21 protein-coding genes are annotated in these 22874 nt (G+C 33.4%); 12 read left to right on the top strand and 9 right to left on the bottom strand.

Going from position 1 to position 22874, the window contains the following annotated elements; all coding sequences use genetic code 11:
• Positions 1–168: 168 nt before the first annotated feature.
• Entirely contained in the window at positions 169–825 is a 657-nt protein-coding gene (locus IAI56_RS05090) for a hypothetical protein (protein WP_187656842.1), read from the bottom strand.
• Between the two features lie 857 nt (positions 826–1682).
• Here IAI56_RS05090 and IAI56_RS16390 point away from each other — a divergent pair.
• Together IAI56_RS16390 and IAI56_RS16385 are read left to right on the top strand one after the other, a co-directional pair.
• The gene (locus IAI56_RS16390; RefSeq protein ID WP_187656841.1) at positions 1683–2852 is read left to right on the top strand and encodes a sensor histidine kinase; all 1170 of its coding nucleotides are present in this window, start codon (positions 1683–1685) and stop codon (positions 2850–2852) included.
• The gene (locus IAI56_RS16385) at positions 2852–3487 is read left to right on the top strand and encodes a response regulator (RefSeq protein ID WP_187656840.1); all 636 of its coding nucleotides are present in this window, start codon (positions 2852–2854) and stop codon (positions 3485–3487) included. The genes IAI56_RS16390 and IAI56_RS16385 overlap by 1 nt, the downstream gene beginning before the upstream one ends.
• Positions 3488–3503: 16 nt before the next feature.
• Here IAI56_RS16385 and IAI56_RS05075 read toward each other — a convergent pair whose 3' ends face one another.
• A complete protein-coding gene (locus IAI56_RS05075; RefSeq protein ID WP_169523471.1) occupies positions 3504–3731 on the bottom strand; it encodes a hypothetical protein in 228 nt (75 codons plus the stop codon).
• Positions 3732–3823: 92 nt separating this feature from the next.
• Positions 3824–5191, bottom strand: coding sequence for an MATE family efflux transporter (locus tag IAI56_RS05070; RefSeq protein WP_187656871.1), 1368 nt, complete (start codon positions 5189–5191; stop codon positions 3824–3826).
• Between the two features lie 294 nt (positions 5192–5485).
• Between IAI56_RS05070 and IAI56_RS05065 the strand changes: the two genes are divergently transcribed.
• Positions 5486–6514, top strand: coding sequence for a T9SS type A sorting domain-containing protein (locus IAI56_RS05065; protein ID WP_187656839.1), 1029 nt, complete (start codon positions 5486–5488; stop codon positions 6512–6514).
• Positions 6515–6556: 42 nt separating this feature from the next.
• On the opposite strand, the gene IAI56_RS05060 is transcribed toward IAI56_RS05065, so the two are convergent.
• Positions 6557–7432 carry a PPK2 family polyphosphate kinase gene (locus tag IAI56_RS05060; RefSeq protein WP_187656838.1) on the bottom strand — a complete coding sequence of 292 codons (876 nt, stop codon included), beginning with the start codon at positions 7430–7432 and terminating at the stop codon, positions 6557–6559.
• Between the two features lie 165 nt (positions 7433–7597).
• On the opposite strand from IAI56_RS05060, the gene IAI56_RS05055 reads away from it, so the two are divergent.
• From IAI56_RS05055 to IAI56_RS05030, 6 genes are all read left to right on the top strand, one after another.
• Positions 7598–8434: a DUF6929 family protein gene (locus tag IAI56_RS05055; RefSeq protein ID WP_187656837.1), complete on the top strand. Its 837-nt coding sequence runs from the start codon at positions 7598–7600 to the stop codon at positions 8432–8434.
• 211 nt (positions 8435–8645) lie between these two features.
• Complete coding sequence (locus IAI56_RS05050) at positions 8646–9146, top strand: RNA polymerase sigma factor (protein WP_187656836.1); 501 nt, start codon at positions 8646–8648, stop codon at positions 9144–9146.
• Positions 9147–9151: 5 nt separating this feature from the next.
• Positions 9152–10051 carry a hypothetical protein gene (locus tag IAI56_RS05045; protein ID WP_187656835.1) on the top strand — a complete coding sequence of 300 codons (900 nt, stop codon included), beginning with the start codon at positions 9152–9154 and terminating at the stop codon, positions 10049–10051.
• A 36-nt stretch (positions 10052–10087) separates the two neighbouring features.
• A complete protein-coding gene (locus IAI56_RS05040; RefSeq protein ID WP_187656834.1) occupies positions 10088–11989 on the top strand; it encodes a vWA domain-containing protein in 1902 nt (633 codons plus the stop codon).
• A gap of 169 nt (positions 11990–12158) precedes the next feature.
• Positions 12159–12863 carry an SIMPL domain-containing protein gene (locus IAI56_RS05035; protein ID WP_187656833.1) on the top strand — a complete coding sequence of 235 codons (705 nt, stop codon included), beginning with the start codon at positions 12159–12161 and terminating at the stop codon, positions 12861–12863.
• A gap of 39 nt (positions 12864–12902) precedes the next feature.
• The gene (locus IAI56_RS05030) at positions 12903–13358 is read left to right on the top strand and encodes a heme-binding domain-containing protein (RefSeq protein ID WP_187656832.1); all 456 of its coding nucleotides are present in this window, start codon (positions 12903–12905) and stop codon (positions 13356–13358) included.
• A 63-nt stretch (positions 13359–13421) separates the two neighbouring features.
• Here the strand turns inward: IAI56_RS05030 and IAI56_RS05025 are convergent, their stop codons facing one another.
• The gene (locus IAI56_RS05025) at positions 13422–15056 is read right to left on the bottom strand and encodes an ABC-F family ATP-binding cassette domain-containing protein (protein ID WP_187656831.1); all 1635 of its coding nucleotides are present in this window, start codon (positions 15054–15056) and stop codon (positions 13422–13424) included.
• 364 nt (positions 15057–15420) lie between these two features.
• Positions 15421–18846: a methylmalonyl-CoA mutase family protein gene (locus tag IAI56_RS05020; RefSeq protein ID WP_187656830.1), complete on the bottom strand. Its 3426-nt coding sequence runs from the start codon at positions 18844–18846 to the stop codon at positions 15421–15423.
• A gap of 179 nt (positions 18847–19025) precedes the next feature.
• Here IAI56_RS05020 and IAI56_RS05015 point away from each other — a divergent pair, with 179 nt between their 5' ends.
• Positions 19026–19733, top strand: a complete 708-nt coding sequence (locus tag IAI56_RS05015; RefSeq protein WP_187656829.1) for a DUF4197 domain-containing protein — start codon at positions 19026–19028, stop codon at positions 19731–19733.
• A gap of 158 nt (positions 19734–19891) precedes the next feature.
• On the opposite strand, the gene IAI56_RS05010 is transcribed toward IAI56_RS05015, so the two are convergent.
• Genes IAI56_RS05010 through pyrF form a run of 3 tightly spaced genes read right to left on the bottom strand, consistent with a single transcriptional unit; the run spans position 19892 to position 22333 of the window.
• On the bottom strand, positions 19892–20701 hold the full coding sequence (locus IAI56_RS05010) for an ABC transporter substrate-binding protein (protein WP_187656828.1): 810 nt from the start codon (positions 20699–20701) through the stop codon (positions 19892–19894).
• Positions 20702–20717: 16 nt separating this feature from the next.
• Positions 20718–21515, bottom strand: a complete 798-nt coding sequence (locus tag IAI56_RS05005) for an alpha/beta fold hydrolase (RefSeq protein WP_187656827.1) — start codon at positions 21513–21515, stop codon at positions 20718–20720.
• Entirely contained in the window at positions 21512–22333 is an 822-nt protein-coding gene (gene pyrF, locus IAI56_RS05000) for an orotidine-5'-phosphate decarboxylase (protein WP_187656826.1), read from the bottom strand. The genes IAI56_RS05005 and pyrF overlap by 4 nt, the downstream gene beginning before the upstream one ends.
• A gap of 136 nt (positions 22334–22469) precedes the next feature.
• Here pyrF and IAI56_RS04995 point away from each other — a divergent pair, with 136 nt between their 5' ends.
• Both IAI56_RS04995 and IAI56_RS04990 read left to right on the top strand, forming a co-directional pair.
• Positions 22470–22694, top strand: a complete 225-nt coding sequence (locus IAI56_RS04995; RefSeq protein WP_187656825.1) for a hypothetical protein — start codon at positions 22470–22472, stop codon at positions 22692–22694.
• 22 nt (positions 22695–22716) lie between these two features.
• Positions 22717–22874: CsbD family protein (locus tag IAI56_RS04990; protein WP_187656824.1), on the top strand; the 158-nt coding region annotated here is incomplete at its 3' end.

The raw sequence follows: 22874 nt of genomic DNA, 5'->3' as shown, positions 1-22874 counted from the left end.
TTACTTGCAAATTTCAGCATTATATTTGACCTGTATATACGTATTTTTACGTATATTGGAAGTAATATAATCTTACAAAAACACCCCAAAGACCTTTTTTTTGTACCTATTGATTATAAAACTACTCGACAAATCATCAAAAGTTGAAGTTAAAAAATGTTACTATGATTACCCCGTTATGGTAGCCATTACCGCATCGCTCCATGGACCTACTTCGCCACGGTTATTTTCCCATCTAAGCCAGTAAAACACATTTTTACCAGCAAGTTCTCCATTAAAATGATAAATATGAGGCGAAGCAGTATCGGTAGCCATATAGCTAAGCTCACTAGGATCGATAGGTGCCTCGCCTACCTTGAACCAAATTTGACAACCGCGAACCCCATGAGGCTTTGCTAATGAGCCATCTTCGTTAGTAAACGAAATAGTATGCTCTAGTCTTCGGCTGGTATCTACCTGCCCTATAGGGATAGTAGTAGGCACCGGTACTGGTGTTCTAGTAGTACTGCGTTCATGAACATTGAGCGTATTTCGGTCTTCTAATGTCCAAATGCTAGCGGGAATATCTGCATATACGGCTCTTAATGCCGTCATTAATTCTTCTTTTGCCCCATCTTTAATTTGAATTATTGTTTTGGTTTTTGTGTTACTGTTTTGAGATTGGGGAAAAATTTCATTCCACGCCTCTAATTTTAATTCAATCAAATCTTGATTGGCTTGAGAGATTAATAACCTTATTCTGTTTTCTAATAAATAAGGTACTGCAATTTGAAAATACGAGTTCAAATCAGCTTCTTTACTCGGAAAGGGTTTAGAGTTAGGCATAATTTAAAGTTTTATTGGTTAAACATTATTTATAATTTTCTTTATCTACTTCTAAAGTAAAATTGTTCTGGTAAGGATACCGAAGCTTCCGGTAAGGATACCGAAACTTCCGGTAAGGATACCGAAGCTTCCGGTAAGGATACCGAAACTTCCGGTAAGGATACCGAAGCTTCCGGTAAGGATACCGAAGCTTCCGGTAAGGATACCGAAACTTCCGGTAAGGATACCGAAACTTCCGGTAAGGATACCGAAACTTCCGGTAAGGATACCGAAATCTTCGGGGCGCAACCCAAATCTTTTTTTATGCATCCCAAAAATTGGCGGGCATCACTGGCCAATTTTGGGTGCAATCTAAAAAACTACTCAACTTATACTGAACAATTTGTAATCTACTATTTTAAAGAGCGATAGTTAGTTATAGAAAGCTGATTTTTATTGAAATATGTTTGATTAAAAAAATTTACTTTGAATAACTTTAACAAATATTGTATGTTTTTAACAAATAATTTCCAGTTAAAAAACGGTATTTAACAGGGTTATTTAACGGGTATTAAATACCGTTGTTTAACGGGTATAAATAATTTGAAAAGATCTTATTTTTAACAAAAAACTAGTCGTTTATTTGTGGTAACTATTAAAATTAAATGACAATGTTTATTTTTATATTTTAACGCCTACTAATTTTGTTATTTTGTATGTATACTAATGATACTTTTTTTATTGAACTTTGCTTCTACTCTATAGGTTTTTTAAGCTTGGCGGGTGTCATTAGCCTTTTTCTTAATTTTTATTTTTCTTCAAAAGTTTATAAGTTTTATAGTGCCTATCTAGCTATTTTAATAGCGTTTGTTTTAATTGTGTATTATAAAAACACTGGCGATTTTCCTCCTAAAACGCCTCGTCGTCGTACCATGAATTTATTGGTAGATGTTTTGCAGATGCTAAGCCATTTTTTGTTTTGCGCTTTTATCTATTATGCCATGATTATTGAAGACGAAAAGTTTAAAAAACTTGTGGTTTATTTTCGTATTTTCTTGGGTTTTACTATTATATATATACTGGCAGTTATAGGGTTTCCTTTATTTATGAGCCGTGATTTTGTGGTGTTTTTAATTAGTAGAATTGTAATTATTGGTTTGTCGTTAGTATTTTACATCCAGTTGTATAAAAATTTAGACAAAGTTTTTTTTAGGTATCTTTTTGCGGCAGTAAGTTTTGTTTTTATAAGTGGTTTTCTTGCACTATGGGATAGTTTTAGCACCGAAGGTCATAGCAAATACACAGGTTTCGACTATTTGTGCTATGGTTTCTTTTTAGAAAACCTTTGTTTTGTAGGTGCATTTGTGTATCGCTATTTTAAGGTAAATAAAGAAAAGAAAGAAGCAGAAGAGCTGTATTTGACCCAACTGTATGCCACTAAACTTGAAATTCAACAGCAAACGATGGATAATATAGGCAAGGAAATTCATGATAATATTGGTCAAAAATTAACTTTAGCCAGCATTTATATGCAGCAATTAGAACATGAAAACAAACAAACTGATACAAAAGAAGGAATACAAAACATTAGTGGCATTTTGAACGAAACGCTATGGGAAATGAGAGAATTAACTAAATCATTAACCCAAAATTCAATTTCAGAGCAACTAATTTATGATTTAATTCAAAAAGAATGCGAACGAGTAGAAAAACTAAAAATTATCAAAGTCAAGTTTCTTTGCTATGATAAAAAACTAATTTTAGACACCGAAATTAAAACGATACTAGTTAGGATCGTTCAAGAGTTTATACAAAATAGTATCAAACATTCAGAGTGTGAAACCATTTCTATAGTGATGCATTCACATAAACAAAAAGCTACTCTAGTTTTAACAGATGATGGAATAGGTTTTGATTTAGAAAAAAGATATACCAACGGAATGGGGCTAAAAAACATGGAGAAACGAGTGAAAATGATTTTGGGTACCTTTGCTATAGAAAGTAAGATTAATGTAGGAACAAAAATAACGATTACTTTACCTATATAGTGAAAAAGAAAATAGCCATAATAGATGACCATGTTCTTATAGCCCAAGCTATAAAAGGAATAATTAGCAACTTTACTAACTTTGAAGTGCTCTACGTATGTGAAAACGGTAAGGAACTTATTGATAAAATAACTAAGAAAAACCAATTGCCCGACATCGTTTTATTAGACATCAGCATGCCGATAATGAATGGTTTTGAAACCGCAAAATGGCTCCAAGAACATCATCCAGAGGTAATGATTGTAGTATTAAGCATGCAAACCGATGAAGAGAGCATCAACAAAATGATTAAAAATGGTGCAAGGAGTTATTTATTAAAAAATGTACATCCAAGAGATTTGGAAATGGCACTCAATACCATGCTAGAAAACGGTTATTATTATCCAGACTGGGCATCGCGACTTATTTTTTCGGGCATGAATAAAGTAAAAGGAAAATTATCAAACAAATTGTCTGATAGAGAAAAAGAATTTCTGCGCTATTGCATCACCGAAATGAGCTACAAAGAAATAGCAGAAGAAATGCACTGTAGCCCACGAACGGTTGAAGGTTATCGAGATAGTCTATTTGAAAAATTGGATTTAAAAAGCCGTGTTGGTCTAGCGGTATATGCTATTAAAAACGGCTTTGAGTAGAACTAATCTTTGGGAACTACTCGTCGTAACCTTCCATTTCTTTATCATAAAACTCTCCGGCAAGCGTAATTAAATGCTCCATTTCGCTTTCGAGTTCGGTTTCATCTTCGCCTTCAAGGTCTTCAAGAAATTCTACCTCATCATCTTTTAAGTTGATAATAAAACGAGGGAAATCAAGGTGAATAACAAATATATCTTCTGGAAAATCAGAGTTATCAGCGAGAACAAATTTTGGTAATTGCATTTTTATTAGTAATTAGTGATTAGTAAATAGTTTACAGTTAATAGTGATTGGTAATTAAAGCTTTATACTTTTTACTCATCACTATTTACTCTTTACTTTATAAGTTTTTTAGTCAAATAATCGAAGCGAAGATACAAAAATAATGCTGCTGCTGTCAAACCCGCTAACAATCCTATCCAAACACCTACGGCTTTCATATCAGTATATAATCCTAAATAGATTGAAACGGGAAAACCAATAACCCAATAGGCAACAAAAGTCATATACATTGGTATTTTCACATCTTGTAAACCTCTTAAAGCACCAAGAACAACTACTTGAATACCATCGGATATTTGGAAAAAAGCAGCAACAATAAGCAATTGTGCCGATATGGAAATTACTTCTTGGGTTTCAACAATAGTAGCTAAATCTTGGGTATTGACAAAAATAATAGGTAATACTTGGTGGAAAGCAATAAACAATATAGCAAAAACAATTTCGAGTATAACCGCTAAAATAAATATCGATAATCCAACGGTTCTAAGCATGATATAATCTTCTTGTCCTTTTTGATTAGCCACGCGAACCATAGCCGTAACGCTCAATCCCATAGCAAACATAAAGGTTAACGATGCCAAACTGAGCGCAATTTGGTTGGCGGCTTGACTAGTGGTACCAATCATTCCGCAAAGCCAAATCGCTCCTGTGAACAACGCTACTTCAAAAAACATTTGCATCGACGAAGGAAGTCCAATTTTGATAATCTTCAGGTTTATTTCCTTCTTAATTTCTTTTAAAGTAAAGCCTTCAAAATAGTAATGAAACTTGGTTTTGCTTTTCATAATGTAATGCATGAAAATCAGCATGATAATTCTTGAAGCAATAGTTCCAATAGCAGCACCGATAATACCCAACTCTGGAAAAATCCAAATCCCGTAAATAAAGAAATAATTGATAACAACATTGGCAACATTTCCAACTATCGTTGCCCACATCGAGTATTTAGTTTGGCTCATTCCGTCAGCAAACTGCTTGTAAGCTTGATACATAATCAACGGAACTAGAGAAAACCCAACAATATCAAGATAAGGTTCCGCCAGCGTTACAACAGCTTCGGGTTGTCCCATAAAAGACAACAAAGGTTTGGAAAAGAAAACAAAGCCGAATAAAATTAATCCCAAAATAGTACACAAATACAGTCCGTGATGAAAGGCCAATCGACCTTCTTCTCTATTCGATTTTCCATGAGCTTCGGCTACTAAAGGAGTGATTGCGGTAGAAAAACCAATACCAAGCGACATAGCGATGAAAATGAAGCTATTGCCCAGCGAAACCGCAGCCAATTCGGTCGGACCAATTTTTCCAACCATGATGTTATCTACAATTCCAACCAAGGTGTGACCAATCATCCCGAGAATAACAGGATAAGCCAACTTTAAATTGTATTTGAATTCTTTAGTGTAATTTGAAAAAGTCACTCTTGCATTTTTTAACCCCGAAACTTCGGGGTGCAAAGATAAAGTATATAAAGACAAAAATTTCAAAAATCAAAAGTCAATTTCAAAAACAATATCAATATCAAAAACAATTTCAATTTCAATTTCAATTTCAATTTCAATTTCAAAAACAATATCAATTTCAATATCAAAAACAATATCAAAAACAATATCAATATCAAAAACAATATCAATATCAATATTAACTTTTGAACTTGACTTTGTAAAAAGGAATATTTTTATAAATTTGATGTCTAATCCAATAACAAATAAAATATGAAAAAAATTCTACTCTCAATTGCAATAGCATTTTCATTAAATTCCAATGCACAAAATATTTTCAGGGATGATTTTAGCACCTACAATACAGGTGTTCAGTTAAGTGGTCAAGGTTCATGGACAAACAATTCATCCAATGGAGGTTCAGGTCCATGCACTGGAGCTATATGCTCAAATGCTCAAGTGGTTCAACAAAATATCGGTTATACAGGTTATGGAAGTTCATCAAAAGCTTTTAGTTTAACCCCAGATACTGATGGATGTGGTAGATTGTTTGGAACTACCGTTACTTCGGGAGATTTATATGTTGGTATGGTTATCAATATAACCAATGCACAAACATCACCACAAGATTTTTTTAGAGTACAAAACGGCAGTTTCATAACAACTACTTTCAGAGTACTTGTTCAACCTACAAGCGGAAGTACATACAGTATCGGAATTAGAAAAGGTGATCTTGCAAATCCTACTGTTTATACATCCAATTCATATAACTATGGAACTGATTATTTATTAATTTTTAAATACACTCAAGGTGCAGGAGCTAATGATGATACTGTTTCGCTGTATGCAAATCCAAATTATTTAGCCGGAGAAAGTGGTAATAACGTTTCCGCAACAAATTTTGCAGGAAATGACCAAGCTGGCGGAATTGATAGATTAGTTTTTAGACAAAATGTAGGTCCAGCTGGAATGCCAACCGGTAAAGTTGGATTGGTTAGTGTTGCTAGAACATGGGAAGAATTAACTTTTACATTATCTAATAATGAATTTACTAAAAATTCGTTTATCATAACAAGCAACCAAGCCAATTACGGAAAACTTAACATTAAATCTTCCATTGCTTCAGAAAAAGTTCGTTTGTCAATATACAACATTGACGGTAAAAATATCGAAACGAAATTAATTACACTCAACGAAAATAATAATGATATAACGATAAATCCAATTCAGAATAAAGGAATTTATATTGTGGAAATTTCATCTGAAAACAATCGATTTACTCAAAAAATAATTGTGAATTAATCATTTAAAAAAAATGCGCTAAAGACTTTAGCGCATTTTTTTTTATCCTTTCAATTGGTCTTTATAAAGTTGAAGATTATCTTTCACTTTTGCATCCAATGTTGGCTCAGCAATATCGGTTAACGACTCTAGTTTTTCCCAAATCGTTTTGGCTACAATATATCGTGCAACACCTTTATCATCCGCAGGAACAACATACCAAGGCGCATAATCGGTATTGGTTTTATTAATCGCTTCTTCGTAGAAGTTCATATAATCATCCCAACGTTCGCGTTCTTTCAAATCGCCAGTCGAAAACTTCCATTGATCTTCCGGTTGTTCCAATCGTTTCAACAATCTTTTGCGCTGTTCATCCTTACTCATGTGAAAATAAAACTTCAAAATGGTCGTTCCGTTTTGCGCAATATGCTTTTCAAAATTATTGATTTGCTCCATCCTATTTTCCCAAAACTGTGGCGTTATGTCTGAAACTTTCTCAATTCCAGGCAAATTTTCAAACAAAATATATTCCGGATGCACGCGGGTTACCAAAACATTTTCATAATGCGTTCTGTTGAAAACCGCAAACTTTCCTTTCTCGGGCAAAGCCAAATAATGTCGCCAAAGGTAATCGTGTTCCAACTCCGTCGAATTAGGCGTTTTAAAACTATGAACCACAACACCACGTGGATTAAATTCCTTAAAAACCTCCCGAATCAAACTGTCTTTTCCACTCGTGTCCATACCTTGCAAACAAATCAAAAACGCATGACGATTGTGCGCATACATCGCATCTTGTTTGGCACTAAGCTTTTTTTGAATATCGTCCAAAGCCGTTTCTTCTTCTTTTTTCGATGTTTCAATCGACAATTCAGTTGGTGTATTAAACAAATCAAGTTTGCCTTTTACCCTAAAATCTTCTGGATTAATTGAATGCATAAGTATCTTTTTATGTTTATAAAAATAGTATTTTTGAGGAGCTATTTCCAGCTATTCGCTATATCTTTTTCTTTTTTTGTTTTGTCATCTTGAAATTGTCGGAGAACAAAACAAAAAAAGAAAAAGGATGCCGCTTCTATCTGGGCTAAACTTACCTGCTAACTTATGGAAAAAATTCAACTTTCGCTACTTTTTAAAATCATCGGCATTGGTTCTGCATCAGGATTACTATTTCAAAACAACACCATTTTGGCAATCGGCGACAACAGTTCGTATCTCTACGAATACCAAACCGAAACCTCAAAACTGCAACGTCATCCGCTTGCCGAAAATCCTCAAGAAAACACTCCAAAAGCTTTCAAACCCGATTTTGAAGCCATAACACAATATGCCGACAGCATTTACATCTTTGGTTCTGGTTCCACCGAAAATCGAAATTTCATGGTGCAAGTTGACAGTAAAACCAAAGAAGTTATAAAAACCCAAGATTTAACCGATTTGTACTTAACCATGCAATCTTTTGCTAAAATTGCCCCAGAAGATTTCAACATCGAAGGCGTAATTTATAATGGCGAAACTTGGTTTTTCTTCAATCGTGGCAATGGAAAAACAGCAAAAAATGTAGTTTTCACCGTAGAAGGAAAAAATCTAGTCAACGAATTTCAAATCATCTCTAACGAATACAAACTCCCAAAAATCAAAGGCGTTCGCACCAGTTTTACTGATGCAATTTTGGTCGATGACAAAATTTACTTTTTGGCTTCCGCAGAAAATTCCAATTCAACGTATGATGATGGTGAAGTTCTTGGCAGCATCATCGGACGAATTGATGTAAAGAAAATGAAAATCGATTTCACCCAAAAAATTTCCGATACTCATAAATTTGAAGGTATTACATTGTATAAAAAATCGTCCAACGAAATTGAATTTCTACTTTGCGAAGACAATGATACCGAAGTTTTGGAAGCGGATATATATCAGTTGAAGTTAAAAACAAAATAAAACCTTTTGAGATTCCTACGGAATGACAAACTACAATTTGAAACAAACTACAGTCATTTCCAACTTGATTATAAACTGAAAACAGACAACTGAAAACAGACAACTGAAAACTTTTTTTCACTCCTTCCCAACCTTTTTGATAAAATAATCCTCTTTAGTAATAAAGACATTCATTGTGATAAACGAAAACCTAATACAAGCTTGTAAAAAAATGCAGCGAGACGCGCAGCGGCAAGTCTATGAACAGTTGTCGCCCAAGTTGTATCGAACCTGCAAACGGTATCTCAAGAAAGAGGAAGAAATTGAAGAAGTTATGGCAGATGCGTTTTATACCATATTTACCAAACTTGACCAACTGAAAGAAATTGGCGCTTTTGAAGCATGGGCAAGAAAAATAACGGTCAATCAATGCTTACTTCAATTGAAGAAAAACATCAATTTTAATCTGTATTTAGAAGATACAAAAATTCATGTTTTAGCAGAAAACACTAACGATACCAAATTGGAAGAAGAAGATTTGCTCAATCTGTTAAACCACATTCCCGAAGGATGCAAAACGATTTTTAATCTGTTTGCCATAGAAGGTTTTGGTCACAAAGAAATTGCGCAAATGCTCAACATCTCTGAAGGAACATCAAAATCACAATTGAATGTAGCCAAAACCAAATTACAGGTTTTAGTCAACAATTTGTTTTATCAAAAAGCGAAGTAACACTCATGGAAAATCAAGATAAATTATATAATCAGTTCAAATCGGCTGCCGAAAATGCAGAAACGGAAGACTTTCCCGGAATGGAAAACGTCTGGAACCGAGTGGAACAAAAATTGGATACCAAAGTCCTGAAAAAAGAAACCAAACTTTGGAAAAAATTAGCCGTTGCCGCTTCAATTTTATTAGTCGTTTCTGTCGGTTATCATTTTTGGAACAATGAAAAAACAACAGTAACGCCAACTACTGAAATTGTTATTACTGATAGCATTACAACTCCAATTATTGAAGAAAATAATGCTATTGCTGACGTAGAAAAACATCCAGCCATAAAAGAAAACGCCGAAGAAATTCTGAAACAACAAACTAAAGTTACTGATGTAATTGTTATGAACGATACGGTAAAACCAAAAAAAATGGCAGCACCAATGCCAGCAGCAGTTTCAGAAGTAGCTGTTCAAGACGTTAAAAAAGAAAAAGAAGAAGCCAATTCATATGATGGTTATTTTAATGCAAAAAATTATGAAGCTAGAAGCGTAAAAAATAATGGTTATAAAGTAATGGTAAATACAAACCAACAAAAGACAAAATCTAAAAAAGAAGAACCATTACTCGTTATCGATGATGTTGCTGAAGATTTGCAAAAACTAGGAAAACTGAATGCTGACGATGTTGAATCGATAGTGGTTTTAGCAGAACCTTTATACATCATCAATGGCGTGGAATATTCGGAAGTGGAAGTTTTTGGTCCAAATCCAACCAGTCCATATTCGCCATTAAATAAACAAGACATCGAAACTATTTCCATACTGCAGGAGGAAAAAGCCATCGAAGTCTATGGTAAAAAAGGAGAAAAAGGTGTTGTAATCATTACCACTAAAAACGGAAAACCGAAGCTCAAAAAGTAGCTAAAAATCAAGTGTAACATTCTAAAAATTTAAGTCATGAAAAATTCAAAAATCTTTTCATCAGCCATAGCTATGCTTTTTTGTATCGTAGCTTTTGCACAGGAAAAAACAATCACAGGTATTGTATCAGACAAACTTGGACCATTGCCTGGCGCAAGTATTGTCGTAAAAGGAACTACTCGCGGAACACAAACCGATTTTGACGGGAAATATTCCATCAAAGCTAAAGAAGGAGAAACTTTAGTTTTCAATTTTACTGGATACAACTCTAAAACAGTGAAAGTGAAAAAAGCAACTACAATTAATGTTGTTTTAGATAGTGGAGTTACACTTAATGAAGTTGTAGTAGTTGGATATGGTTCAGAATATGATAGTTATTCTCCTAAAAAAGTAAAAGGCAAAGCTCCAGGAATTCAAGTTGTCGCGCATTCAAGTAGTATTAGTATTCGAGGTAATAGTCTGATGAAACAAGAAGTCAACAGTTATAATCCAAACTATCCTTCAAAACATGATGTAATTGCACCAAATGTTGGAGATGAAGATTATGGCACATTTGTAGAAAACGTCTTCGAAAGTCCAAAATCATCACCGCTTTCTACCTTTTCAATTGATGTGGATAATGCTTCTTATACTAACATTCGTCGTTTTATCAACAACGGACAAAAAGTTCCGAAAGATGCCGTTCGTGTAGAAGAAATGATGAACTTCTTCAAATACAATTATCCACAACCAAAAAATGAACATCCGTTTTCCATCAACAGTGAATACAGCGAATGTCCTTGGAATACTAATAACAAGTTGGTTCGCATCGGTTTACAAGGAAAAAATATTGATGACGAAAAACTTCCAGCTTCCAACTTGGTTTTCTTGATTGATGTTTCGGGTTCGATGTTTTCGGAAAATAAATTGCCTTTATTGAAACAATCCATGAAAGTATTGGTCAATCAGTTGCGTGCCGAAGATAAAGTTTCCATTGTGGTTTATGCTGGCGCAGCCGGAATGGTTTTGCCTCCAACTTCGGGAGATAAAAAAATGACAATTATCGATGCTTTGGAAAAATTATCGGCTGGCGGAAGTACAGCTGGCGGCGCAGGAATTCAATTGGCTTACAAAACGGCTAAAGAAAATTTCATCAAAAATGGAAACAATCGTGTGGTTTTGGCAACTGATGGCGATTTTAATGTTGGTGCAAGTTCGGATAATGATATGCAACGATTGATTGAAGAAGAACGAAAATCAGGTGTGTTTTTAACGTGTTTAGGTTTTGGAATGGGCAATTACAAAGATAGCAAAATGGAAACTCTTGCCAACAAAGGCAACGGAAATTATGCTTACATCGATAACATTCAAGAAGCCAATCGCTTTTTGGGCAAAGAATTTAAAGGTTCGATGTTTGCCATTGCCAAAGATGTCAAAATCCAAATTGAGTTCAATCCTGCACATGTGCAAGCCTATCGATTGATTGGTTATGAAAACCGAAAATTGCGTCCAGAAGATTTCAAAAACGATGCTATTGATGCGGGCGAATTAGGCAGCGGACATACCGTTACGGCTTTGTATGAAATCATTCCGGTGAATACAAAAAGTAAATTTTTCACACCAACAGATGAGTTGAAATATACTAAAACCAAACCATCAGCAACTAATCTTGGTGCGGAATTAGCAACGATTAAATTCCGATACAAAAAACCCGATGGCGAAAAAAGTATTGAAATGGATGAAGTGATTAAAAACAACGTTGTGACATTGGAACAAACTTCAGAAGATTTTAAATTTTGTGCTTCGGTAGCTTGGTTCGGATTGAAATTAAGAGATTCGGAATTGGTTTCCAACAAATCCATTTCGGACATAAAAAAGTTAGCCAAAAATAACATCAAAAACGATAACGAAGGTTACAAAGCGGAATTCATCCGATTGATGGAAGCTGTGAATCTATAAATTGTGGGTTAATTTGATTAAATGTGGCAAATCCATCAGTTGTATAAATTGGCGGATTTTGTTTGAAAACAAACCATTAAGAAATTAAGTTTCATTAAGATTGATGCAGAATTAATCAAGAATATAATAATTTGACAAAAAAAACGTTCTATAAAAAACACTTTACACCATGAAAAAAACCTTCTTTTTAATTTCAATTCTCGCCTCTTTCATAACATTTAGTCAAGAGAAAAACTTTATCGACAAACCGTATCTTGAAGTACAAGGGAAAGCCGATACCTTGGTAACACCAAACCGAATTTACATTGATGTTTTAATTTCTGAAAAAGATGTAAAAGGAAAAAAATCGGTGGAAGAATTAGAAAACGATATGCTAAATAAACTAAAAACTTTAGGCATTGATGTGGATAAAAACGTTGCAATGCAAGACATGATGAGCAACTACAAAAAATTCTTTTTGAAACAAACTGATATTCAAAAATCGAAGTCCTACTCTATTTTGGTTTTTGATGCCAAAACAACCTCCAAGGTATTTATTGGTTTGGAAGAAGTTGGCCTTTCTAACGTTAGAATTGATAAATTAGAACATTCCGAAGAAAAGAAATTACAACTTCTAATGAACAGTAATGCCATTGAAAATGCTAAAGCCAATGCTATTAGCTTCACAAAACCATTAGGGCAAACTGTTGGGAAAGCTATTTTTATTGGAAACGTTTCGGAAGGAATAATTAAAAGAAATTATACTGGTTCAACAATAAGAATAAGAGGCAATTCTTCTCAAAAAGACTATGACGCTAAGGATTACAGCACCAACATCGAATTCGAAAAAATTACTATTTCCAGTGAAATTGGTGTTCGCTTTGCATTGGAATAGCAAACTATTTTTATTACTTTTATCCAAAATCCAATTCCAATGAAAAAAATACTTATTGCGCTTTTAGTAGTGTTGGTTGTGCTACAGTTTTTCCAAATTGACAAAACCAATCCTTCGGTTGATGAAAGTAAAGACTTTTTGAAAACACAAAACACACCCCAAGAAATTGCATCGATTATCAAAACATCGTGCTACGATTGTCATTCTAATCAAAGTAACTATCCGTTGTATTCTTATGTGCAACCTGCAGGATGGTTTTTAAAAGGTCACATTGATGAAGGTCGAGAGGAACTTAATTTTTCCACTTTTACTGATTATGAATTAAAAAGACAAGATCACAAACTGGAAGAATGCATCGAATATATCGAAAAAGATGAAATGCCTTTGGGAAGTTATACTTTGGTACATCGAGAAGCAGCATTAACCGAAGCGCAAAAAAATATCTTAATTGATTATTTCAAAAGTGTCAGAACAAAATTGAACTACAAAGAATAAAAGAAAACCCGTCACTTCTATTGAACTGACGGGTTTTTTATTACTGAACACTGCGACTGAAAACTACTTCTCTATCTCTTTCAAGCTTTCCATTTTTTTGTTAGCCAAGAAACCTTTGATATCTTCAAAATGTTCTTTTACTCGTTTGTTTCCAAATTCGAATACTTTTTCAGCCAAACCATCAAGGAAATCACGGTCGTGGGAAACTAAGATTAATGTTCCGTCAAAATCGCGCAACGCATCTTTGATGATGTCTTTGGTTTTCATGTCTAAATGGTTGGAAGGTTCATCCAGAATTAGCAAATTCACTGGTTCTAACAATAATTTTATCATTGCCAAACGCGTTTTTTCTCCACCGGAAAGCACTTTTACTTTCTTCTGAATGTCATCACCTTGGAACATGAACGCACCTAGAATATTTTTAATCTGCGTACGAACATCACCAACGGCAATTCTATCAATCGTTTCAAAAATAGTAGCGTTTTCGTCTAGTTGTGCGGCTTGATTTTGAGCAAAATACCCAATCTGCGCATTATGACCAACTTCTACCGAACCACCATTAATTTCAATTTCTTTCATAATGGCTTTAATCATGGTTGATTTTCCTTCACCATTTTTACCAACGAAAGCTACTTTTTGTCCACGTTCAATCACTAAATTGGCATCTTTAAAAATTAGCTTATCGTCATACGACTTTTCTAAATCTTTTACAATTACTGGGTATTGTCCTGAACGAACTGATGGTGGAAACTTCAACTTCAAAGCGGAATTGTCTATTTCATCAACCTCGATTGGAACAATTTTTTCTAACATTCGCACACGCGATTGCACTTGTTCCGTTTTGGAAAAAGTACCACGAAAACGTTCAATAAAGGCTTGATTATCGGCAATGAATTTTTGTTGTTCTTCGTAGGCTTTTTGTTGGTGAATGCGTCGGTCTTTGCGTAGTTCTAGATAATGAGAATATTTGGCTTTGTAGTCATAAATTCTTCCCATCGTTACTTCGATAGTTCTGTTGGTGATGTTGTCCACAAACGCTCTATCGTGAGAAATTACCATTACGGCTTTGGCTTGATTGATTAAAAATTCTTCTAACCATTGAATACTATCCATATCCAAGTGGTTGGTTGGCTCATCGAGTAAAATCAAATCGGGTTTGGTTAAAAGTATTTTGGCTAATTCGATACGCATTCTCCATCCACCGGAAAATTCTTTGGTTGGACGGTTGAAATCTTCTCTTTCGAAACCAAGACCTTTTAAAATTTTCTCTACCTCAGCTTCATAGTTTACTTCTTCGATAGAATAATATTTCTCAGACAGTTCCGAAACCTTTTCAATCAGTTTCATATAGTCGTCACTTTCATAATCGGTGCGAATGGTCAACTGTTCATTGATGTCGTCGATTTCCTTTTTCATGTTTAGGACAGCTGCAAATGCTTTTGATGTTTCTTCCATTACCGTGCAGTTGTCTTCGGTTAGCAAATGCTGTGGCAAATAGGCAATAACCGCATCGCTTGGTGCAGAAATAGTTCCGCGCGTTGGCTTGTTTGCTCCGGCTACAATTTTAAATAAAGTAGATTTTCCTGCGCCGTTTTTACCCATCAAGGCTATTTTATCCGTTTCGTTGATGGCGAAAGTTACTTCGCTAAAAAGTGTGGTTCCGCCAAATTCTACGGCTATATCGTTTACTGTAATCATTTATTTGGATTGAAAGATTTTAAGATTTATAGACTTAAAGATTTTTGAAGCGGCAAAGATAGTCTAAATTCCATATATTAAAATTCCAAATAAATCAAACAAATAAAATTTAATTGAAGATATTTTCAATAAGAGTATTTACAAAAGTGTTGACCTTTATAAAAATACTGAAAATAAAAAAAGTAGTAACTGATATAAATTCAAAATCTATTTTTTTAAACCTTATAAAAAGTTAAATTTTTAACCGCTTACAAATACATCTTAAAATTATAAACGAAATAAGTATACAAATGAAAAAATATCAGTCAATAAACAAACTATAATGAAATGAGGTTTGTTTATTGACTGATAAAAAAAGTCTATCTTACATATTCCTTCTATATTGACCGCCAACTTCAAACAACGCTGACGTGATTTGTCCTAACGAACAATATTTTGCTGCATCCATTAATTTTTCAAAAAGATTTTGGTTGTTAATAGCTGCATCTTGTAAAATACTCAGCTGCTCATTTACTTTATCAATATTGGCTTTATGTAAATTTTCCAAAGTTGCGATTTGGAATTGCTTTTCTTCTTCGGTAGCACGAATTACTTCTAAGGGAACAACTGTTGGCGAACCTTTGGAACTTAAAAAAGTATTTACACCAATAATTGGAAATTCTCCCGTGTGTTTCAACGTTTCATAATACAGACTTTCTTCTTGAATTTTTGAACGTTGGTACATCGTTTCCATCGCACCAAGAACTCCGCCACGTTCTGTAATTCGGTCAAACTCTTGTAAAACTGCTTCTTCAACTAAATCAGTCAATTCTTCAATAATAAACGAACCTTGAATTGGATTTTCGTTTTTCGCCAAACCTAATTCTTTATTAATAATCAACTGAATTGCCATTGCACGACGAACGCTTTCTTCTGTTGGCGTAGTAATTGCTTCGTCATAAGCATTGGTATGTAATGAATTACAGTTATCATAAATCGCATACAAAGCTTGTAATGTTGTACGGATATCGTTGAAATCAATTTCTTGTGCATGAAGTGAACGACCAGATGTTTGAATATGATATTTCAACATTTGAGCTCTTTCATTTGCACCATATTTTTGCTTCATCGCTTTTGCCCAAATTTTTCTCGCCACACGACCAATCACAGCATATTCTGGATCAATTCCGTTGGAGAAAAAGAATGATAAATTTGGTCCAAAATCATTGATATTCATTCCACGAGACAAATAATATTCTACGTAAGTAAAACCATTTGACAAGGTAAACGCTAATTGCGTAATTGGGTTTGCTCCAGCTTCGGCTATATGATAACCCGAAATCGAAACAGAATAGAAATTACGCACATTTTTTTGAATAAAATATTCCTGAACATCGCCCATTAATCGGAGTGCAAATTCCGTAGAAAAAATACAAGTATTTTGCGCTTGATCTTCTTTTAAAATATCGGCTTGAACCGTTCCACGAACTTGAGATAAGGTTTTTATTTTGATATCATCGTAGATTTCTTTTGGTAAGACTTGATCTCCAGTTACACCTAGCAACATCAATCCTAAACCATTATTTCCTTGAGGTAAATCACCATTATATGTTGGTCGAGAAACACCTTTCTTTTTATAAATTTCATTGATTTTTTCCTCCACTTCTACCTGAAGATTATTCTCAACGATGTATTTTTCACAATTTTGATCAATTGCGGCATTCATGAAAAAGCCTAACAACATTGGTGCTGGACCATTTATCGTCATAGAAACCGAAGTCATCGGATGACTTAAATCAAAACCAGAATATAATTTTTTAGCATCATCCAAACAACAAATTGAAACTCCGGCATTACCGATTTTTCCATAAATATCTGGACGCAAATCAGGATCATTTCCATATAAAGTTACGCTATCAAAAGCAGTTGAAAGTCTTTTTGCAGGCATTCCTAATGATACATAGTGAAAACGACGATTGGTTCGTTCTGGTCCGCCTTCGCCAGCAAACATTCGAGTTGGATCTTCTCCTTCGCGTTTAAAAGGATACAAACCTGATGCAAACGGAAATTCTCCAGGAACATTTTCTTGTAAATTCCAACGTAAAATATCACCCCAAGCTTGATATTTTGGCAACGCTACTTTTGGGATTTGAGAATGCGATAAACTTTCGGTATGCGTTTGGATTTTGATTTCTTTGTCACGTACTTTAAAGCTGTAAACTGGATTTTTATATTTGTTTACTTTATCGTTCCAAGTCGTAATAATTTCCCAATTGAACGGATCAAGGTTCATTTTTACTCTATCAAATTCCTTAACTAATAAGTTTAAGAAGTCATTGTTTTCATAATTGATATTCAATAAATTAACATCAATTCCTGATTTATCAAAATTGGGAGCTTTTTTATTGACAACTTCTATCGTTTTATAAATTCCATATAACTTTTGTGCAACTTCAACTTGAGTTAAAACTGTTTCATCATATTTACGATTATTCTCGGCTATTTCAGACAAATAACGTGTTCTATGTGGTGGAATTACAAAAATCTTCTCGCTCATTTCGCGAGTAATCTCGAAAGTCGATTGTAAATCAGCTCCGGTTTTCTCTACAATTTTATCCATGATTTTTTTGTAGAGTGTGTTCATTCCCGGATCGTTAAACTGCGATGCAATTGTTCCAATCACAGGCATTTCATCTGGGTTTACATCCCAAAGATTATGATTTCGCTGGTATTGTTTTTTTACATCTCTAATTGCATCTAAAGCACCACGTTTGTCAAACTTATTAATAGCAACCAAATCAGCAAAGTCAAGCATGTCAATTTTTTCTAATTGCGTTGCCGCACCAAATTCTGGTGTCATTACGTATAAAGAAATATCCGAATGCTCTAAAATCTCGGTATCACTTTGACCAATACCAGAAGTTTCCAAGATGATAATATCGTATTTTGCAGCTTTTAATACCTGAATGGCTTCGGCTACATATTTTGACAATGCCAAATTGGATTGACGTGTTGCTAATGAACGCATATAAACTCTTGGGTTATTAATAGCATTCATCCGAATTCTATCACCAAGCAATGCACCGCCAGTTTTACGTTTAGACGGATCAACCGAAATCAAGCCGATAGTTTTTTCAGGGAAATCGATTAAAAAACGACGAACTAATTCATCAACCAATGATGATTTTCCAGCTCCGCCAGTTCCGGTAATTCCTAAAACAGGAATTTTTGAAGTTTCATTTTTCTTGTGAATTGCATCCAAAGTTTCTTTGGCAACATCTGGAAAATTCTCAGCAGAAGAAATAACTCGAGCAATTGCTGTTGGATTTTTTTCTTCCAAATGATTGATTTCACCATTTAAAACTTCACCAACTGGAAAATCGGCTTGTTTTACTAAATCATTAATCATTCCTTGTAAACCTAGAGCTCGACCATCATCTGGAGAATAAATTCGGGTTATTCCATATTCATGCAATTCTGAAATTTCAGATGGAAGAATAACGCCTCCGCCACCGCCAAATATTTTGATATGACCTGCGCCTTTTTCCTTTAATAAATCAAACATGTATTTGAAATACTCGTTGTGTCCACCTTGATAAGAAGTCATTGCTATTGCATTTGCATCTTCCTGAATTGCAGTATTTACTACTTCTTCCACGCTTCTATCGTGTCCAAGATGAATAACCTCAACACCAGTTGCTTGAATAATTCGGCGCATAATATTGATAGCGGCATCGTGACCATCAAAAAGTGATGCTGCTGTTACGATTCTTACTTTATTTTTAGGAATATAAGGAGTTTGTTGTTCCATAGTAATGATTTGCTAATTTAAGTGGTGCAATTTACGTAATAATTAAAAATAGTTATAACGATTTCGTAGAAAACATAAAAATAATATCGGTTTAATAAAATAACATTAGTTTATGAATATTCTTAATTTTTGGCACTATTTTTGAAAACTTGAATTAAATTTTAAAAATTCCTTTTTTTATGAAAAACATACTACTCCTTTTGGGTTGCTTCACTTTAATAAGTTGTGCAGAATTACAACAGGTTGCCAATCAATTACCTAATATTGGACAAAATCAAAATCTTGATATTGCTGGTGGATTGAAAGAAGCATTAAACAATGGAATTTCAAAACAAGTAACTAAACTTACTGCCGTTGATGGTTTCTTTAAAAACGAAATGGTGAAAATTCTTCTACCACAAGAATTACAAAAAGTAGATAAAACTTTGCGACAAATTGGAATGGGAAGTTTGGCGGACGAAGGATTAAAAGTACTAAATCGAGCAGCCGAAGATGCGGTTAAAGAATCTACTCCAATATTTGTTGATGCTGTAAAAAACATGAGTTTCAAAGATGCCAAAAACATTTTAATGGGTAACGAAAATGCGGCAACTAACTATTTACAAAATTCCACAACAACAGCTTTGTACTCAAAATTTAATCCGGTGATTAAAAATTCGTTTACTAAAGTTGGTGCTGATAAAATTTGGAGTCAAATAATTACCAAATATAATTCCGTTCCATTAGTAAAAAAAGTAAATCCAGATTTGACCGATTATACGACAACCAAAGCGCTTGAAGGTGTTTTTAAAATGATAGCAATTGAAGAAAAAAATATCAGAACAGACATTAATTCACGCACAACAACGTTACTACAGAAAGTTTTTGCAATTCAAGACAAAAAGTAATTCTAATTTTTTAGAAATCAATAACATAAGTATAACAAATCCTTAACATAACCTTTAAAAAAGTAAACTTATCTTTGTACTATATATTTGGTTTTATAAGTTTTGGTTAGGGTTAGTTAAAAAAGTCGGAGTTTGAAAAAGCTTCGACTTTTTTTGTTCTATAATGATTCTTGCAACTTTTTAAAATATTGAAATGCTTTAACCAATCGGCTTCCATACCACGAAAACATTTCGCCGTCAACAAAAACCGTTTTGGCATGATGCGTATGTCGTCCTAATTCAAAAGCATGTTGATCGGTAAACGGAAAAGGTTCTGAAGAAAGCAAAACTAAATCTGGATCGCCTTGAATTCGCATTTTTTGAATAACCACTTCTGGATAACGACCTTCATATTTTGGATTATTATCATAAATATTTTCTAACTTATTTATTTTCAGCATTTCGTTGATAAAAGTATTTCCTGCGGCAACCATATAAGGATTTGCCCAAATAAAATATGCTGCTTTCTGAACATCTTTATCTTTAACAAACTGTTGAAAATCTTCCAATCCAAAATTGATTTTATCAATCCATTTTTGAGCTTCGGTTCGTTTATTAAAAAGTTGTCCAAAATCAGAAATCACTTTCAGGTTGTCTTCTACAGTAACAATATTGGTTACCCAAACCGGACAAATTTTTGATAATTCTTCTACAATTTCAACTGTGTTTTCTTCTTTATTGGCTATAATTATATCTGGTTGTAGCAATCTTATTTTCTCAAAATGTACTTTTTTTGTTCCGCCAATAATTTTCTTGGTAGACTTAAAATGAAATGGATGAACACAAAATTTAGTTATCCCAACAATGCTTTCTTCTAAATCTAAATCATATAATAATTCGGTTTGAGAAGGAACTAGCGAAATAATTCTTTTTGGAACGATTTCAAAAGAATGATGATTTCCAATTTGATCGATAAAAATTCTTGACATAAATCAAAACTAATGGTTACTTAAATTGACAATTTCTGTTTAAAATGAAGTCTAATACTTGTTGATTAAAAATTGTAGCTTGCTCAATGTTAACAACATGTCCACATCTTTTTATAACAAATAATTTTGACGATTTTGAATGTTTTTCAACTACTTTTTTTACTGATGGCAAAAACATGTAATCTTCTTCTCCCATTACATAAAAAGTTGGTATACTCAATTCTTTTTGGCGAAACCATCGTAAAACTGGATTAATTTCGGCAGTAAGTTTAAACCATCTAATAAACTCCTTCTGATATAATTTTTTGGCTTCGTTGATAAACAATATTCTCGACTGTTTATGATTTTTATTGGGCATTATTACAAAAGCAAAAAATTTATATAATACTAGATAAGGTAACACATATTTAAAAACATTTCCTAAGCGCATTAAAACTTGAGATCTAAAATTCATTTTTAAAATTGCTCCGCCCAATATCATAGTTTGAACTCTGCCCGGATTATCTTCGGCTAACTGACGAATGATAATTGTTCCAAGTGATATTCCAATAAAATGGGATTTTTTAATTTTCAAAAAATCCAACACTTCTATAACATCATTAGCAATAGACTTGAAGGTGTATTTTTGTTTAAAAGCTTTTTTGATTTGAGAATTAGAACTGCCATGACCTCTTAAATCAAGTAACAAAATATTGAAATGCTTTTGGAATTCTCTAATTTGTTTAAACCAAATTGAAGAACTTCCTCCTGCACCATGAACAAAAGTTACCCATTCTAGAGATATATCATTTTTATATATTGAATATGAAATCAATTAATTGATTTTAGAATTAATGCCATTTCTAATTTTAATTTTAAAGCTTCTTCCCTAGCTTTTTGAGCAAAATCAATTCCATTGGAAGCATAAATAATTCCGCGTGAAGAATTGATTAGCAAACCTACGTTTTTATTCATTCCTAATTTACAAACTTCTTGTAAACTTCCGCCTTGTGCACCAACGCCTGGAACAAGCAAAAAACTATCGGGAACAATTTTACGAATTTCGGTGAAATAGTCGGCTTTGGTTGCGCCAACGACATACATTAGGTTTTCGGAGTTTTTCCAAGATTTGGAAGTTTCAATGACGGTTTTGTACAATTCTTTTCCTTCTGAAACTTTGGTTTGAAAATCAAATGCACCTTCGTTGGAAGTTAGTGCTAATAAAATAGTATGTTTATTTTTAAAAGCTAAAAATGGTTCAACGGAATCTTTTCCCATGTATGGTGCAACGGTTACGCTGTCAAAATTCAAATCCTCCAGAAAAGCTTTGGCATACATTGTTGAAGTGTTTCCAATATCGCCACGCTTTGCATCAGCAATAGTGAAAATTTCGGGATGATTTTGATTGATGTAATCAATGGTTTTTTGTAATGATTGTAAACCTTTTATTCCATAAGCTTCATAAAAAGCGGTGTTTGGTTTATAGGAAACGCATAAATCGTGTGTAGCATCAATTATAGCCTTGTTGAATTCGAAAATTGGATCTTCGAGTTCGAGTAAATGTTGTGGGATTTTAGTTAAATCGACATCTAAACCGATGCAGAGAAATGATTTTTTTTGTTGGATTTGTTGTATTAGTTGTTGTGTTGTCATGTTTATACTGTGTTGCAGTACAAAATTACAAACATATAATTGAAATAGTGTAACAAACTCTTAAAATTCTATAACTCTAAAAAAGTCGATGTATGTAAATTTGTAATGCATACAAAAACAATTAAAAACTTAAAATATGATGATACAACTTAATCCCTCTATTCTAGTAGAAACACCATTAGGTACTGGTCAAGCTATTTTTATTATTGACTATGGAATGCATCAAAATACTTGTTGGATAATTGCACTTCAAGAAAGTGGTATTATAAAACATTTTGATTGCAATGATGTCATATTAAGTACAAATTATACATATGGAATGAATTTGATTAAAAATTCGTTTAGTAAAAGTAAATCATAAATTAATTATTAAATCTAAAATTATGAACACAAAAGAATTAGCAGGAAAATGGAACGAGTTAAAAGGAATTTTAAAACAAAAGTATGCCGATTTAACTGACGATGATTTATTATTTGTTGAAGGAAAAGAAGAAGAATTGTATGGTAGAATTCAACAAAAAATAGGAAAAACTAAAGAAGA

The organism is Flavobacterium macrobrachii, from assembly GCF_014486675.1.
In the GTDB taxonomy this organism is placed as follows: Bacteria; Bacteroidota; Bacteroidia; order Flavobacteriales; family Flavobacteriaceae; genus Flavobacterium; species Flavobacterium macrobrachii.
This window is presented reverse-complemented; position numbering and strand designations above follow the sequence as displayed.